Source organism: Vibrio misgurnus, from assembly GCF_029635775.1.
GTDB lineage: Bacteria > Pseudomonadota > Gammaproteobacteria > Enterobacterales > Vibrionaceae > Vibrio > Vibrio chanodichtyis.
The window spans coordinates 34,128-48,423 of the sequence record NZ_CP113241.1 but is presented as its reverse complement, the minus strand read 5'-3'; the positions used below and the strand labels follow the sequence as shown (position 1 = coordinate 48,423).

The following is a 14,296-nucleotide window of genomic DNA, read 5'->3' as shown; positions in this document are numbered from 1 at the left end:
ACACTGAAATGCAAAAAGGCCGCTGACTAATCAGCGGCCTTTTCTAATAGTGGCGGAGAGATAGGGATTTGAACCCTAGGATAGCTATTAACCATCGCCGGTTTTCAAGACCGGTGCTTTCAACCACTCAGCCATCTCTCCGCAAATTTTGTGCTAACAGTATGCTTACACTACTAGCTTAGACGTTTCGTCTACTTTTTTGCCTTTAGATTTTTCTTAACAATCTAAAAACAACACATCAAAGCCTGGCGATGTTCTACTCTCACATGGGGAAACCCCACACTACCATCGACGCTGTTTCGTTTCACTTCTGAGTTCGGAATGGAATCAGGTGGGTCCAAAACGCTATGGTCGCCAAGCAAAATTCTGTTTTTGATTTCACTTTTTCTTAAAAAGTGAAAACCAACAATTCTGGAAAGCTGTCTTCATTCTCACACACATTCTTATGCGCTTAACTTTGAGTCCATCAAAACCCCTTGGGTGTTGTATGGTTAAGCCTCACGGGCAATTAGTACAGGTTAGCTCAACGCCTCACAACGCTTACACACCCTGCCTATCAACGTTCTAGTCTCGAACAACCCTTTAGGACGGTTAAACCGTCAGGGAAGACTCATCTCAGGGCTCGCTTCCCGCTTAGATGCTTTCAGCGGTTATCAATTCCGAACTTAGCTACCGGGCAATGCGTCTGGCGACACAACCCGAACACCAGAGGTTCGTCCACTCCGGTCCTCTCGTACTAGGAGCAGCCCCCTTCAATCTTCCAACGCCCACGGCAGATAGGGACCGAACTGTCTCACGACGTTCTAAACCCAGCTCGCGTACCACTTTAAATGGCGAACAGCCATACCCTTGGGACCGACTTCAGCCCCAGGATGTGATGAGCCGACATCGAGGTGCCAAACACCGCCGTCGATATGAACTCTTGGGCGGTATCAGCCTGTTATCCCCGGAGTACCTTTTATCCGTTGAGCGATGGCCCTTCCATTCAGAACCACCGGATCACTATGACCTGCTTTCGCACCTGCTCGAACCGTCATTCTCGCAGTTAAGCGGGCTTATGCCATTGCACTAACCTCACGATGTCCAACCGTGATTAGCCCACCTTCGTGCTCCTCCGTTACTCTTTGGGAGGAGACCGCCCCAGTCAAACTACCCACCAGGCACTGTCCTCAACCCCGATTAGGGGCCTAAGTTAGAACATCAAACATACAAGGGTGGTATTTCAAGGACGGCTCCACGACAACTAGCGTCATCGATTCATAGCCTCCCACCTATCCTACACATGTAGGTTCAATGTTCAGTGCCAAGCTGTAGTAAAGGTTCACGGGGTCTTTCCGTCTAGCCGCGGGTACACTGCATCTTCACAGCGATTTCAATTTCACTGAGTCTCGGGTGGAGACAGCGTGGCCATCATTACGCCATTCGTGCAGGTCGGAACTTACCCGACAAGGAATTTCGCTACCTTAGGACCGTTATAGTTACGGCCGCCGTTTACCGGGGCTTCGATCAAGAGCTTCGCTTGCGCTAACCCCATCAATTAACCTTCCGGCACCGGGCAGGCGTCACACCGTATACGTCATCTTGCGATTTTGCACAGTGCTGTGTTTTTAATAAACAGTTGCAGCCACCTGGTATCTGCGACTCTCGTCAGCTCCATCCGCGAGGGACTTCACCATCAAGAGCGTACCTTCTCCCGAAGTTACGGTACCATTTTGCCTAGTTCCTTCACCCGAGTTCTCTCAAGCGCCTTGGTATTCTCTACCCGACCACCTGTGTCGGTTTGGGGTACGATTTCTGACTATCTGAAGCTTAGAGGCTTTTCCTGGAAGCAGGGCATCAATGACTTCACTGCCGTAGCAGCTCGACGTCGTGTCTCAGCCTAACAGAGAGCCGGATTTGCCTAACTCTCTAGCCTACGCACTTGAACCAGGACAACCGTCGCCTGGCCCACCTAGCCTTCTCCGTCCCCCCATCGCAATAGTCAAAAGTACGGGAATATTAACCCGTTTCCCATCGATTACGCCTTTCGGCCTCACCTTAGGGGTCGACTCACCCTGCCCCGATTAACGTTGGACAGGAACCCTTGGTCTTCCGGCGAGGAGGTTTTTCACCCCCTTTGTCGTTACTCATGTCAGCATTCGCACTTCTGATACCTCCAGCAAACCTTACAGTTCACCTTCAACGGCTTACAGAACGCTCCCCTACCCAATGTCCTAAAGAACATTGCCGCAGCTTCGGTGTATTGCTTAGCCCCGTTACATCTTCCGCGCAGGCCGACTCGACTAGTGAGCTATTACGCTTTCTTTAAATGATGGCTGCTTCTAAGCCAACATCCTAGCTGTCTGAGCCTTCCCACATCGTTTCCCACTTAGCAATACTTTGGGACCTTAGCTGGCGGTCTGGGTTGTTTCCCTCTCCACGACGGACGTTAGCACCCGCCGTGTGTCTCCCGGATAGTACTTACTGGTATTCGGAGTTTGCAAAGGGTTGGTAAGTCGGGATGACCCCCTAGCCTTAACAGTGCTCTACCCCCAGTAGTATTCGTCCGAGGCGCTACCTAAATAGCTTTCGGGGAGAACCAGCTATCTCCGAGTTTGATTGGCCTTTCACCCCTAGCCACAAGTCATCCGCTAATTTTTCAACATTAGTCGGTTCGGTCCTCCAGTTGATGTTACTCAACCTTCAACCTGCCCATGGCTAGATCACCCGGTTTCGGGTCTATATCCAGAGACTGAACGCCCAGTTAAGACTCGGTTTCCCTACGGCTCCCCTATTCGGTTAACCTTGCCACTGAATATAAGTCGCTGACCCATTATACAAAAGGTACGCAGTCACACCACGAAGGTGCTCCTACTGCTTGTACGTACACGGTTTCAGGTTCTATTTCACTCCCCTCACAGGGGTTCTTTTCGCCTTTCCCTCACGGTACTGGTTCACTATCGGTCAGTCAGGAGTATTTAGCCTTGGAGGATGGTCCCCCCATATTCAGACAGGATATCACGTGTCCCGCCCTACTCGATTTCACGCTCGATGAAGCGTCGGTTACGGGGCTATCACCCTGTTTCGCCAAGCTTTCCAGCTTGTTCACCTACTTCAACGAGTGCTTAAGGGCTAATCCAGGTTCGCTCGCCGCTACTACCGGAATCTCGGTTGATTTCTTCTCCTCGGGGTACTTAGATGTTTCAGTTCCCCCGGTTTGCCTCACTAGACTATGTATTCATCTAGTGATAACTGCTTATGCAGCTGGGTTTCCCCATTCGGAAATCGCAGACTCAAACGGCTCTTACTGCCTCATCTGCGCTTATCGCAAGTTAGTACGTCCTTCATCGCCTCTGACTGCCCAGGCATCCACCGTGTACGCTTAGTCACTTAACCATACAACCCGAAGGAGTTTCGGGTTGTTGTTTAAACAACCTAAGTTGTCTCGCGTTTAATTTTCATGAGTGCGAGACAGATTTTGCCGGACTCAAATTTGAACAAGACCTAAGTCTTATTCGATACCAAGCACACTTGAATGTGTTGTTGGTGTTTATCTTTCGATAAACATTGAGAACTTTACAAACAACAATAAATTGTTGTTTTGTCAGCTTTCCAAATTGTTAAAGAGCAAGATTCATGAAGAACCATTTTTAAAAGCACTCATCGAATGCACTTAAAGATGGTGGAGCTATGCGGGATCGAACCGCAGACCTCTTGCATGCCATGCAAGCGCTCTCCCAGCTGAGCTATAGCCCCACTTCATGCTCAAATCTAAACCATATCAATCTGTGTGGACACTCATCACTATAATCTTCGTGTAAGGAGGTGATCCAGCGCCAGGTTCCCCTAGCGCTACCTTGTTACGACTTCACCCCAGTCATGAACCACAAAGTGGCAAGCGTCCTCCCGAAGGTTAAACTACCTGCTTCTTTTGCAGCCCACTCCCATGGTGTGACGGGCGGTGTGTACAAGGCCCGGGAACGTATTCACCGCAACATTCTGATTTGCGATTACTAGCGATTCCGACTTCATGGAGTCGAGTTGCAGACTCCAATCCGGACTACGACGCACTTTCTGAGATTCGCTCCACCTCGCGGTATCGCTGCCCTCTGTATACGCCATTGTAGCACGTGTGTAGCCCTACTCGTAAGGGCCATGATGACTTGACGTCGTCCCCACCTTCCTCCGGTTTATCACCGGCAGTCTCCCTGGAGTTCCCACCATTACGTGCTGGCAAACAAGGATAAGGGTTGCGCTCGTTGCGGGACTTAACCCAACATTTCACAACACGAGCTGACGACAGCCATGCAGCACCTGTCTCTCAGTTCCCGAAGGCACAAGACTGTCTCCAGTCTCTTCTGAGGATGTCAAGAGTAGGTAAGGTTCTTCGCGTTGCATCGAATTAAACCACATGCTCCACCGCTTGTGCGGGCCCCCGTCAATTCATTTGAGTTTTAATCTTGCGACCGTACTCCCCAGGCGGTCTACTTAACGCGTTAGCTCCGAAAGCCACGGCTCAAGGCCACAACCTCCAAGTAGACATCGTTTACGGCGTGGACTACCAGGGTATCTAATCCTGTTTGCTCCCCACGCTTTCGCATCTGAGTGTCAGTATCTGTCCAGGGGGCCGCCTTCGCCACCGGTATTCCTTCAGATCTCTACGCATTTCACCGCTACACCTGAAATTCTACCCCCCTCTACAGTACTCTAGCTTGTCAGTTTCAAATGCAACTCCTAGGTTGAGCCCAGGGCTTTCACATCTGACTTAACAAACCACCTGCATGCGCTTTACGCCCAGTAATTCCGATTAACGCTCGCACCCTCCGTATTACCGCGGCTGCTGGCACGGAGTTAGCCGGTGCTTCTTCTGTCGCTAACGTCAAATCATAGTGCTATTCACACTACAACCTTCCTCACGACTGAAAGTACTTTACAACCCGAAGGCCTTCTTCATACACGCGGCATGGCTGCATCAGGCTTGCGCCCATTGTGCAATATTCCCCACTGCTGCCTCCCGTAGGAGTCTGGACCGTGTCTCAGTTCCAGTGTGGCTGATCATCCTCTCAGACCAGCTAGGGATCGTCGCCTTGGTGAGCCATTACCTCACCAACTAGCTAATCCCACCTGGGCATATCCTGACGCGAGAGGCCCGAAGGTCCCCCTCTTTGGCCCGTAGGCATCATGCGGTATTAGCCATCGTTTCCAATGGTTATCCCCCACATCAGGGCAATTTCCCAGGCATTACTCACCCGTCCGCCGCTCGCCACCCAAGGAACAAGTTCCTCTGTGCTGCCGCTCGACTTGCATGTGTTAGGCCTGCCGCCAGCGTTCAATCTGAGCCATGATCAAACTCTTCAATTAAAAGTTTTTTGAAGCTTTCGCTTCGGCTCAATGAATACTGACTTTAAATTACCTTAGTAATTCAAAGTTATTATCGTTCCAACAGAACGATAATGAATTGACTGTGCCAAGACTTGCGTCTCGTTTGGTCACTCAGTTCATTGATTAATCTTTTTGAGATTATCATCAACGAGTGCCCACACAGATTGATTGGTTTATATTGTTAAAGAGCGTTTTGCTTCGGCTTTCTTACCGAAGAGGCTGTGCATTCTAGCGAGATAATGGTCAGTGTCAAACACTTTTTTCATCTTTTTGCATCGAAGCGTTTTGCCTAGCTGACTGGCCCTGAAGCCTTGCGGCGTCTGCCGTGTCAGTGAGGGCGCATTATAGGGATGCTGATTACATTAGCAAGGACTTTTTGAGTTTTTTTTTAACCACTCGACCAAGTGATGATAGTTTAGCCGTAATTCACCATTTATTGGCGATTAAACTCTCTATTCACACCAGATTGACTATAAAAAGGAGCAACTATGAGCTCGATTCGTCGCTATAAGGGCATTGAACCAAAATTGGGGACTGGAGTTTATGTGGATATTAGCGCCGTGATTGTCGGTGATATTGAGCTGGATGATGATGCCAGCATTTGGCCCTTAGTCGCGGCTCGTGGAGACGTCAACCATATCCGAATTGGAAAACGCAGCAATATTCAAGACGGGTCAGTATTGCATGTGACCCACAAGAATGCGGCAAACCCTGATGGCCATCCTTTATTGATAGGCAATGATGTCACCGTTGGGCATAAAGTGATGCTACACGGCTGCACAATACACGATCGCGTTTTGGTTGGCATGGGATCGATTGTATTAGATGGAGCGGTGATTGAAAGTGATGTGATGGTCGGAGCCGGAAGTTTAGTCCCTCCCGGCAAGCGGCTGATCAGCGGCTTTCTCTATTTAGGCAGCCCAGTAAAGCAAGCGCGAGCTCTGACTGAACAAGAGCGCGCTTTTCTACTCCAATCAGCGGCCAATTATGTGCAGAGCAAAAATGACTATATTAGTGAGGTTAAATCGGCTCACGAGTGATCTCAATTTGGCCTAGAGGATTAAACATTTCCTCTTCAATCGCCTGTTCAGCGATCTCCTCTAGGTCAAAGCGCCATTGTTCAAATGCCCAGACGATCTCTTGTGGGTCAGTTAACTCCCTTGCTGCTAAGGCTTGTAAAACTTGCCGAGCAGCAAGACACTCAATTAATGCCCCATTTTGCTGAGCAAAAAAGACCACCGCTTGTTTCGCTTCATCCCAATGGTGTAAATCAGAGAATAAGATTGATTGATTCATATCCCACCAGCTAGATTTTTACGCAATTCACGCAAAATTTGTTGTGTTCCCGGACGCAAGCCACGCCAAAGCATAAAACTTTCTGCCGCTTGTCCCACCAGCATGCCTAAACCATCCATCACCTGAGTACAACCATGTTGCAACGCCCATTGGTTAAATACCGTCAAGCTCTGACCATACATCATGTCATAACATACTGAGTGAGGAGAAAAGATCGTGGGGCTAATCGCCGGAAGTTCACCGCTCAAACTGGCCGAGGTTGAGTTGATGATCACATCATAGCTCTGATCCAGCTTCGCAAAAGGTTGTGCATCCACTTCGCCGTATAAAGAAAACAGCGCCGCCAGTTGCTCCGCCTTAGCCAGGGTTCGATTGGTAATAGTTATTGATGCGGGCTGTTGATCAAGCAGAGGCTTAAGCACACCACGCGCCGCGCCGCCAGCACCAATCAGCAAAATGCGCGCACCACACAGTGATACCGATCGAGCCAGCAAATCTTGCACTAGGCCAGCACCATCAGTGTTATCGCCCAAGATTTCACCATCGTCGAGTTTTTTAAGCGTATTGACCGCACCAGCCAAACGAGCACGCTCAGTGAGCCGCCCAGCCAAATGATACGCCTGTTCCTTAAATGGCACGGTGACATTACACCCTCGCCCGCCTTGTGCAAAAAAGTGGCGAGCAGCCTCACTAAATCCATCCAGCGCGACACATTGAGCAGTATAAGTCATCGACTGCTGGGTTTGCCGAGCAAATAAAGTATGAATAAAGGGCGATTTACTGTGCTGGATGGGATTACCAAACACGACATACTGATCAATTTGAGAAGCCATATCCTTGCCTACGTCATCAATGGGTCACTGACATGACCCTATCATTGGAAACCTAACGCGTCACCAATCTCGCGCAACTAAAAACTCACTAAGCAGAGCTTCAGGCGTTCCGGCTTCGGGTTGATAACTATATTCCCAGCGCGCTAAAGGTGGCATTGACATCAAAATTGACTCAGTACGCCCACCCGTTTGTAAACCAAATAACGTACCGCGATCGAATACCAAGTTAAATTCAACGTAGCGACCACGACGATAAAGCTGAAATTGACGCTCGCGCTCACCAAACGGGGTGGCTTTACGCTGTTCAACGATAGGCAGATACGCCTCGGTATATCCAGCACCCACAGCTTGCAAATATTCAAAACAACGCTCAAACGGCCACTGATTGAGATCATCAAAAAATAACCCGCCAATGCCACGAGTTTCATTACGATGGGGCAGGTAAAAATAACGATCACACCACGCTTTATGCTCAGAGTAGACATCCGCTCCAAAAGGCGCGCAGAGATTTTTCGCCGTTTGATGCCAAGCTTGGCAATCCTCAAGTCTTGGATAGCAAGGAGTTAGATCAAAACCGCCGCCAAACCACCAAATCGGTGCTTCACCCTCTTTTTCGGCAATAAAAAAACGCACATTAGCATGGGAGGTGGGAACATGTGGATTATGCGGATGCATCACCAACGAGACTCCCATCGCTTCAAAGCGACGCCCAGCTAACTCTGGCCGGTGCGCAGTGGCAGAAGCGGGCATTTGCTCACCAAAGACGTGCGAAAAATTCACGCCACCTTGTTCAAAAACCGCACCATCACGCATCACCCTCGTGCGGCCGCCTCCCGCTAATTTTTCACCCGCCTCCCGCTGCCACTGATCTTCAATAAACCGCGCTTGACCATCCGCCGCCTCCAGTTGCTGACAAATACTATCTTGCAACTGCCGTAAAAAATGTTGTACCGCCTGTTTATCAATCGCCGGTTGAACAATAGTAGACTTCACTTTCTCTCCTGCGCAGGGTTATCCCTGTCTTAATACTTGTAGGCTGCGAGCATCACGAATTTCACTCGGTCCACTCCGGCCACTGGTTTTACCTTCCACCACCACACTGATGTGTTCCCCAAGCTGTGCGATGACTTGCTGTTGCGTCACACACGCTGGCTGACCACTCAGATTAGCGCTGGTTGAAGTTAAAGGTTTACCAAACGCGACACACAGTTGTTGCACCAGTGGATGAGCTGAAACCCGCACCGCCACAGTATCAAACTGACCACGAACCCAGCTTGGAGTGTAGCGACTGGCTGGCATCACCCAAGTTAAAGGCGCGGGCCAAGATGCCAAGACTTGCGCCAGTTGCTCAGCACTTAATTGGGTTTCATCAATATAGGGTTGCAGTTGCTGATAGTTAGCCGCAATTAAAATTACCCCTTTTTCTACAGGGCGCTGCTTAATCGCTAATAAACGTAGCATAGCCGTTTGATTATCCGGATCACACCCTAAACCAAACACACCTTCTGTCGGATAAGCGATCACGCCACCGCTGCGTAGCGCATCGACCGCTTGTTGCAGATTATCCACTTATTCAACTCCTCATCGCTCTATTCTGTTCAGTGTACGAATCGCAGAGCAATTGACCAGTATTTCCGAACAACCACAAAAAGCAAACGTTTGCTTGAGGTAAAAATCCTCGTATAATGCGCGGCAATCAGCGCTCGTCGCTCAATTTACAACACTGAAGGAGTTTGAGATGACCGTCGGTATTATCATGGGTTCTAAGTCAGACTGGCCAACCATGAAGCATGCAGCAGAGATGCTCGACCACTTAGGTGTGGCATATGAAACCAAAGTGGTTTCGGCACACCGTACTCCTCAACTACTGGCTGATTATGCCTCCAGCGCCAAACAGCGCGGCCTGCAAGTCATCATCGCTGGTGCTGGCGGTGCAGCTCACTTACCAGGGATGGCCGCGGCATTTACCTGCCTGCCGGTTTTAGGCGTACCAGTCCAGTCACGGGCACTGTCTGGACTCGATTCGTTATACTCGATTGTGCAAATGCCTAAAGGTATTGCGGTCGGCACGCTAGCGATTGGCGAAGCCGGTGCTGCCAATGCCGGATTACTCGCGGCACAAATTATCGGCGTGCATCAACCAGAAGTGATGAGCCGAGTTGAAGCGTTCCGCGCTCAGCAAACTCAATTGGTGTTGGATAACCCAGACCCTCGCGAGGAGTAACCGATGCGTGTGTTAGTGCTAGGCGCAGGTCAGCTCGCGCGAATGATGTCTTTGGCAGGAGCTCCGCTCAATATTACCACCATCGCTTTTGATGTTGGCTCAGAACAAATTGTCCATCCATTAACCCAACAGGTGCTGGGACATGGGTTGCAGCACGCGATTGAGCAAGTGGATGTGATCACCGCCGAGTTTGAGCATATTCCACATCCTATTCTTGATCTGTGTGCGAGTAGCGGAAAACTCTACCCAAGTGCGCAAGCCATCAAAATTGGTGGCGATCGCCGTCTAGAAAAAGCGTTATTGGATCGCGCTCAAGTAGCCAACGCAGACTATGCGATTATCCGCACTCAAGCGGATTTCGCACAAGCGGTAACTGACATCGGGCTGCCTATGGTGCTAAAAAGTGCCCTTGGCGGCTACGATGGTAAAGGCCAATGGCGCTTAAAGCACCATTCACAGATCGAAGAGATTTGGCAACAATTAGCACAATACTTAGCGGCCAACCCACAGCAAGCGATTGTTGCCGAACAGTTTGTCGCCTTTGATCGTGAAGTTTCACTAGTTGGTGCGCGTAACTTAGCCGGCGATATCGTGGTGTATCCCTTGGCAGAAAATGTGCACACTCAAGGCGTGCTCAGCCTATCGACTGCGATTGACGCACCAGAGCTACAAGCACAAGCGCACGCCATGTTTCAAGCTGTCGCCGAGCAACTCAACTATGTTGGTGTATTAGCGCTGGAGTTTTTCGACGTGCAGGGGCAACTGTTAGTTAACGAAATTGCGCCGCGGGTACATAACTCGGGCCACTGGACCCAACAGGGCGCAGAAACCTGTCAGTTTGAAAATCACTTACGCGCGGTGTGTGGTTTGCCACTAGGCAGTACCAAATTGGTCCGTGAAACCACGATGATCAACATTCTCGGCGAAGACCAATTGGCAAGCGCCGTGTTGGCTCTCGAAGGTTGTCATGTACATTGGTACGGCAAAGAGAAGCGTGCTGGACGCAAGATGGGTCACATCAATGTGACCGCCGATTACACCGGTGAGCTGCAGCGTAAACTATGCCAGCTAGCGGCGCTACTTGATGCAGAAGCCTTTCCAGCACTGCATCTGGCTGCTAATCAGATCGAGCATTAACCAGATCCGCTCTGGCGATCAAGCCGCGTTTAACGCGGCTTGATGGTTGATACGCTGAAAATGAGAATGGGGTTAGCCCTACGGTGAATCAAATCACCCCTGTAGCAACCGCTTGAATATGGCCACATTTGCGATTGGCACACTGAAAACGCATCCCCGCAGCGCTGTGCTTCTCAAGCATTACCGAAAAACCACACTGGGTACAGATTTGAGCCCGTGGTGTCCCATTGAGTGCAAATTTGCATTTAGGGTAACGATCACAAGCATAAAACCGTTTACCAAAGCGAGATTGGCGCTCAATCAGATGACCTTGAGCGCATTCAGGACAAGTGATGGCTAATACAGGCTCGCTTGGTTGATGGGGGCTGTCGGTCGACTCAATATGATGACACTGCGGATAGTCACTACAACCAATAAACATCCCATAACGACCTTGGCGTAGCACCAATTCATGGCCACATGCTGGGCAAGCCACGCCTAACGGTTTGAGAACTTGAGCATCATTGTGATGCAGCGACTGAATATAATCACACTCTGGGTAAGCGCTGCAGCCTAAAAAAGGCCCATGTTTACCGTGACGCAACTGCAAGGTTGCACCACATTGAGGACAAGGTGAGCTTGGTAGCGCCTGTTCGTGAGCCGTGAACAGTTGGGGGTCAATTTTACGCTTCATCTATCACCCGCTTAATGCAACACGCCTTGTTCTTGGCTATACAGCAACTCTTCCATCAAAGTATAAGCATTTTCATTGCCCGGAACGTTGAACAGCACCATTAAAATGATCCATTTGAGATCTTCTAGTTCAAACTCATCGGTTTCTAATCCCATCACACGATCAATTACCATCTCTCGCGTTTCTGCGGTGAGCACATTGATGTGCTCAAGAAAAAGCAAGAAACCACGCGACTCAAGATCAAGCCGCTCAATCTCTTCGGCAGCGTAAATGCGCATTGAAGTTGGGGCACTTTTCGCGATCGCCGTTTGGGCATCGGTTTGTTGCAACGCCGCCAAATCTTCCAACCAATGGAGGGCTTTATAAATATCTTGCTGATGAAAACCTGCGCGCAACAGTTCATCTTCCAGATGGTCCTGATCCACTTGCAACTCAGCATCGCTATGGATATAGGTTTCGAACAGATACATCAAAATATCCATCATCATAGCTAGCCTCTCCCCTTTCTAATATAGCCACCAGGTACTGCAACCACATGCCCAAGGAGTTCTAACTCCAAGAGCTGCATCATGATTTCCTGCACCGGGATTTTAGTCCGGCTTGCCAGAATATCAATGGGTGTAGCTTCTACCCCTACGTTAGCTAACAGCTCGGGAAATGGCAATTCTTCATCACTGTGGCTGGCACAAAAAAGTGTCGCTTGGCGCGATGCTTGTTCAGAGAGTAACCAAGAGAGTGGATTTTTGAGCTCCTGATGGATCTGTTGCACGCTTTGCACTAAACACGCCCCTTGCCGGATCAGTTGATTACTGCCCTGACTGGCGGCGTTGAAAATTGATCCGGGCACCACAAAAACTTCACGCCCTTGATCGGCAGCATAACGGGCGGTGATCAGCGAACCACTTTTTTCCGCCGCTTCGACCACCACCACCCCCAGTGACAAACCACTAATAATACGGTTGCGGCGTGGAAAGTGATCGGCCCGCGGTGCAGCATGCGGTGCAAACTCGGAAACCAATGCGCCTTGGGCAATAATTCGCTCCGCCAAAGCTTGATGCTGTTTGGGGTAGATTTGCGCTAACCCAGAGCCCAATACCGCCACCGTTTGCCCCTTGGCTTGCAAAGCGCCATCATGCGCATGTCCATCAATCCCGAGCGCTAATCCACTGACTACCACCAACCCGGATTGAACCAGCTCGGTCGCAAACTGGCGCGCAATTTGTCGTCCGTCAATACTGGCATTACGGCTACCGACAATCGCCAGTGCAGGATCGTGCAAAGCGGATAGCTGACCTTCGATAAACAGCACCGGAGGCGGCGCTGCAATTTCTTTCAATAAACGAGGATAGTGCGAGCAATGTGGTGTCACTATGTAGCGGTGATCGGCAGCGCTACGCCATTGCAAGCTCTGCTCAGCTTGCGCGGCGGCGCGAGTGGTTAAAAAGGCTAACTGTTCTGGTTTAAGGCCACGCGCCAACCATTGCTGAGGCGTGAAGGTTGACAGATGAGCTGGCGATTGAGTAGCCAATAGATAAGAGAGTGTTCTGCTCCCCAGCTTGGGGGTAAAACACAGCGCTAGCCAAGTGGCTAAATCGTGATCCTTCATTAACCCGCATCATCAAGTGGGGGAATGGGTGTGGCCACATCCCCTCGATCCGCGATTGAGGATGGTGTAGCGGCCTCAGGGGCAAGCGCCAAAATATCCTGACTGATCGGCGCTAAACTGTGGGTAATTAACGCCAGACTAAAACGCGCATAAGGGCGGATCACCATCAAACTGCCGATGTTTAAATTCGGCAGCTGCACCTCTGAAGCTGACTGCGAGCTGGCAAACCAAGCCTGCTTGGTGTTGACTTTTGCTCCGGCCTGATAAAGCTCAAACATGCTGCCTTGCACCAAACCATCATCACGACCTTGGTCAATCACCACCACTTGGTTTTGCCCGGCATAATGACTGCCTTCTAATGAACCAAGGATCTGGGCTTGGCTTCCCTCTGGCGCAGGTTGTGGATAGAAAGTGGTAGAAAGAGCGCGCTGTGCAAGGTCAACTTCTGGTAACGCAATATCATTGCGCAGGATCTCTTGCGTCTGCTCGAACAGCGTCAAACCACTGAAATGCGTGTCAGTCATCACCAACTCACCTAGCGCCACCAAACGCAGCACCACCATCACCTCATCTTGCCGCAGATATTGGGCAACTTCGCGATAAATTCCCCACGTTTTCTCGCTGTGAACGCCTGTGATATACAACTGCTCTTGCTTGGTCAGATATTTACGGTCATCACTGGAACCTATCACCCGCGCACTATCTTGCAAAACCGCGGGACTCATCAAGCGATCCGACTGCAGATAAGGTAACACCAAACTCTCTTGCACCGTAGGTACCGCTTGCTTTGTCACCACTCGCACTTGCGGACTAAGTTTTACCATCGGCTTTAAACTCAGCACCGGTTGCCCATCGCGCCAAAACAGGGTCAATTTATCGCCAGGGTAGATTAAATGCGGGTTATTGATCTCTGGGTTAGCCTGCCAAAGCCTCGGCCATAACCATGGACTATCTAGATACAATGCCGAGATATCCCACAGAGTATCGCCTTTGACCACAGTATAAGTTTGCGGCGCATTGTGTTTGAGTGTCAGTGGAGTTTTCGGCTCGGCGATTACCGGTGCACTGCATAAAGTGAAAGGTAATAACGCGCAAGCAATATAGCGGGTTAATCGTGCCATGACCTTGCTTCCTTGGTCGAAAGAGAACTGGGTGGTGGAGAAATC

11 protein-coding genes, 2 tRNA genes and 3 rRNA genes are annotated in these 14,296 nt (G+C 50.1%); 3 read left to right on the top strand and 13 right to left on the bottom strand.

Features of this window, described 5'->3' with window-relative positions; all coding sequences use genetic code 11:
- Window positions 1-50 precede the first annotated feature (50 nt).
- The 5 genes from OOK74_RS00225 to OOK74_RS00205 form a co-directional block, all read right to left on the bottom strand.
- Window positions 51-141: transfer RNA gene (locus OOK74_RS00225), tRNA-Ser, on the bottom strand.
- Window positions 142-243: 102 nt separating this feature from the next.
- Window positions 244-359 (bottom strand): 5S ribosomal RNA (gene rrf, locus OOK74_RS00220).
- A 128-nt stretch (window positions 360-487) separates the two neighbouring features.
- Window positions 488-3,375 (bottom strand): 23S ribosomal RNA (locus OOK74_RS00215).
- 284 nt (window positions 3,376-3,659) lie between these two features.
- Window positions 3,660-3,735, bottom strand: a tRNA-Ala gene (locus OOK74_RS00210).
- Between the two features lie 62 nt (window positions 3,736-3,797).
- Window positions 3,798-5,340 (bottom strand): 16S ribosomal RNA (locus OOK74_RS00205).
- The 16S, 23S and 5S rRNA genes sit together here with 2 tRNA genes alongside, the layout of an rRNA operon.
- 509 nt (window positions 5,341-5,849) lie before the next feature.
- On the opposite strand from OOK74_RS00205, the gene OOK74_RS00200 reads away from it, so the two are divergent.
- Window positions 5,850-6,401, top strand: a complete 552-nt coding sequence (locus tag OOK74_RS00200; RefSeq protein ID WP_274723458.1) for a gamma carbonic anhydrase family protein — start codon at window positions 5,850-5,852, stop codon at window positions 6,399-6,401.
- Here OOK74_RS00200 and OOK74_RS00195 read toward each other — a convergent pair.
- Genes OOK74_RS00195 through tsaC form a run of 4 tightly spaced genes read right to left on the bottom strand, consistent with a single transcriptional unit; the run spans window position 6,382 to window position 9,059 of the window.
- Entirely contained in the window at window positions 6,382-6,657 is a 276-nt protein-coding gene (locus OOK74_RS00195) for a DUF1488 family protein (protein WP_274723457.1), read from the bottom strand. The two genes, OOK74_RS00200 and OOK74_RS00195, sit on opposite strands and share 20 nt — an antisense overlap.
- A complete protein-coding gene (gene aroE / locus OOK74_RS00190; RefSeq protein WP_274723456.1) occupies window positions 6,654-7,490 on the bottom strand; it encodes a shikimate dehydrogenase in 837 nt (278 codons plus the stop codon). Before aroE ends, OOK74_RS00195 begins: the two co-directional genes overlap by 4 nt.
- 60 nt (window positions 7,491-7,550) lie before the next feature.
- A complete protein-coding gene (gene hemF, locus OOK74_RS00185) occupies window positions 7,551-8,471 on the bottom strand; it encodes an oxygen-dependent coproporphyrinogen oxidase (protein WP_274723463.1) in 921 nt (306 codons plus the stop codon).
- Between the two features lie 30 nt (window positions 8,472-8,501).
- On the bottom strand, window positions 8,502-9,059 hold the full coding sequence (gene tsaC / locus OOK74_RS00180) for an L-threonylcarbamoyladenylate synthase type 1 TsaC (RefSeq protein ID WP_274723455.1): 558 nt from the start codon (window positions 9,057-9,059) through the stop codon (window positions 8,502-8,504).
- 169 nt (window positions 9,060-9,228) lie between these two features.
- Here tsaC and purE point away from each other — a divergent pair, with 169 nt between their 5' ends.
- Entirely contained in the window at window positions 9,229-9,714 is a 486-nt protein-coding gene (gene purE, locus OOK74_RS00175) for a 5-(carboxyamino)imidazole ribonucleotide mutase (protein ID WP_166013966.1), read from the top strand.
- 3 nt (window positions 9,715-9,717) lie between these two features.
- Window positions 9,718-10,851, top strand: a complete 1,134-nt coding sequence (locus OOK74_RS00170) for a 5-(carboxyamino)imidazole ribonucleotide synthase (protein WP_277207595.1) — start codon at window positions 9,718-9,720, stop codon at window positions 10,849-10,851.
- Between the two features lie 88 nt (window positions 10,852-10,939).
- Here the strand turns inward: OOK74_RS00170 and OOK74_RS00165 are convergent, their stop codons facing one another.
- The 4 genes from OOK74_RS00165 to OOK74_RS00150 are packed head-to-tail and all read right to left on the bottom strand — an operon-like array spanning window position 10,940 to window position 14,251.
- A complete protein-coding gene (locus OOK74_RS00165) occupies window positions 10,940-11,524 on the bottom strand; it encodes a DNA topoisomerase family protein (protein WP_278182843.1) in 585 nt (194 codons plus the stop codon).
- 11 nt (window positions 11,525-11,535) lie between these two features.
- Window positions 11,536-12,012, bottom strand: coding sequence for a DUF494 family protein (locus OOK74_RS00160; protein ID WP_274723452.1), 477 nt, complete (start codon window positions 12,010-12,012; stop codon window positions 11,536-11,538).
- A 2-nt stretch (window positions 12,013-12,014) separates the two neighbouring features.
- A complete protein-coding gene (gene dprA / locus OOK74_RS00155; RefSeq protein ID WP_278182842.1) occupies window positions 12,015-13,130 on the bottom strand; it encodes a DNA-processing protein DprA in 1,116 nt (371 codons plus the stop codon).
- Window positions 13,130-14,251 (bottom strand): LysM peptidoglycan-binding domain-containing protein, encoded by a 1,122-nt coding sequence (locus OOK74_RS00150; protein ID WP_274723450.1) that lies wholly within the window; start codon window positions 14,249-14,251, stop codon window positions 13,130-13,132. Before OOK74_RS00150 ends, dprA begins: the two co-directional genes overlap by 1 nt.
- Window positions 14,252-14,296 lie beyond the last annotated feature (45 nt).

Coding starts and splice junctions, on each gene's coding strand:
- OOK74_RS00200 (WP_274723458.1), top strand. CDS start 5,850: ATGAGCTCGATTCGTCGCTATAAGGGCATTGAACCAAAATTGGGGACT.
- OOK74_RS00195 (WP_274723457.1), bottom strand. CDS start 6,657: ATGAATCAATCAATCTTATTCTCTGATTTACACCATTGGGATGAAGCG.
- aroE (WP_274723456.1), bottom strand. CDS start 7,490: ATGGCTTCTCAAATTGATCAGTATGTCGTGTTTGGTAATCCCATCCAG.
- purE (WP_166013966.1), top strand. CDS start 9,229: ATGACCGTCGGTATTATCATGGGTTCTAAGTCAGACTGGCCAACCATG.
- OOK74_RS00170 (WP_277207595.1), top strand. CDS start 9,718: ATGCGTGTGTTAGTGCTAGGCGCAGGTCAGCTCGCGCGAATGATGTCT.
- OOK74_RS00165 (WP_278182843.1), bottom strand. CDS start 11,524: ATGAAGCGTAAAATTGACCCCCAACTGTTCACGGCTCACGAACAGGCG.
- OOK74_RS00160 (WP_274723452.1), bottom strand. CDS start 12,012: ATGATGATGGATATTTTGATGTATCTGTTCGAAACCTATATCCATAGC.
- dprA (WP_278182842.1), bottom strand. CDS start 13,130: ATGAAGGATCACGATTTAGCCACTTGGCTAGCGCTGTGTTTTACCCCC.
- OOK74_RS00150 (WP_274723450.1), bottom strand. CDS start 14,251: ATGGCACGATTAACCCGCTATATTGCTTGCGCGTTATTACCTTTCACT.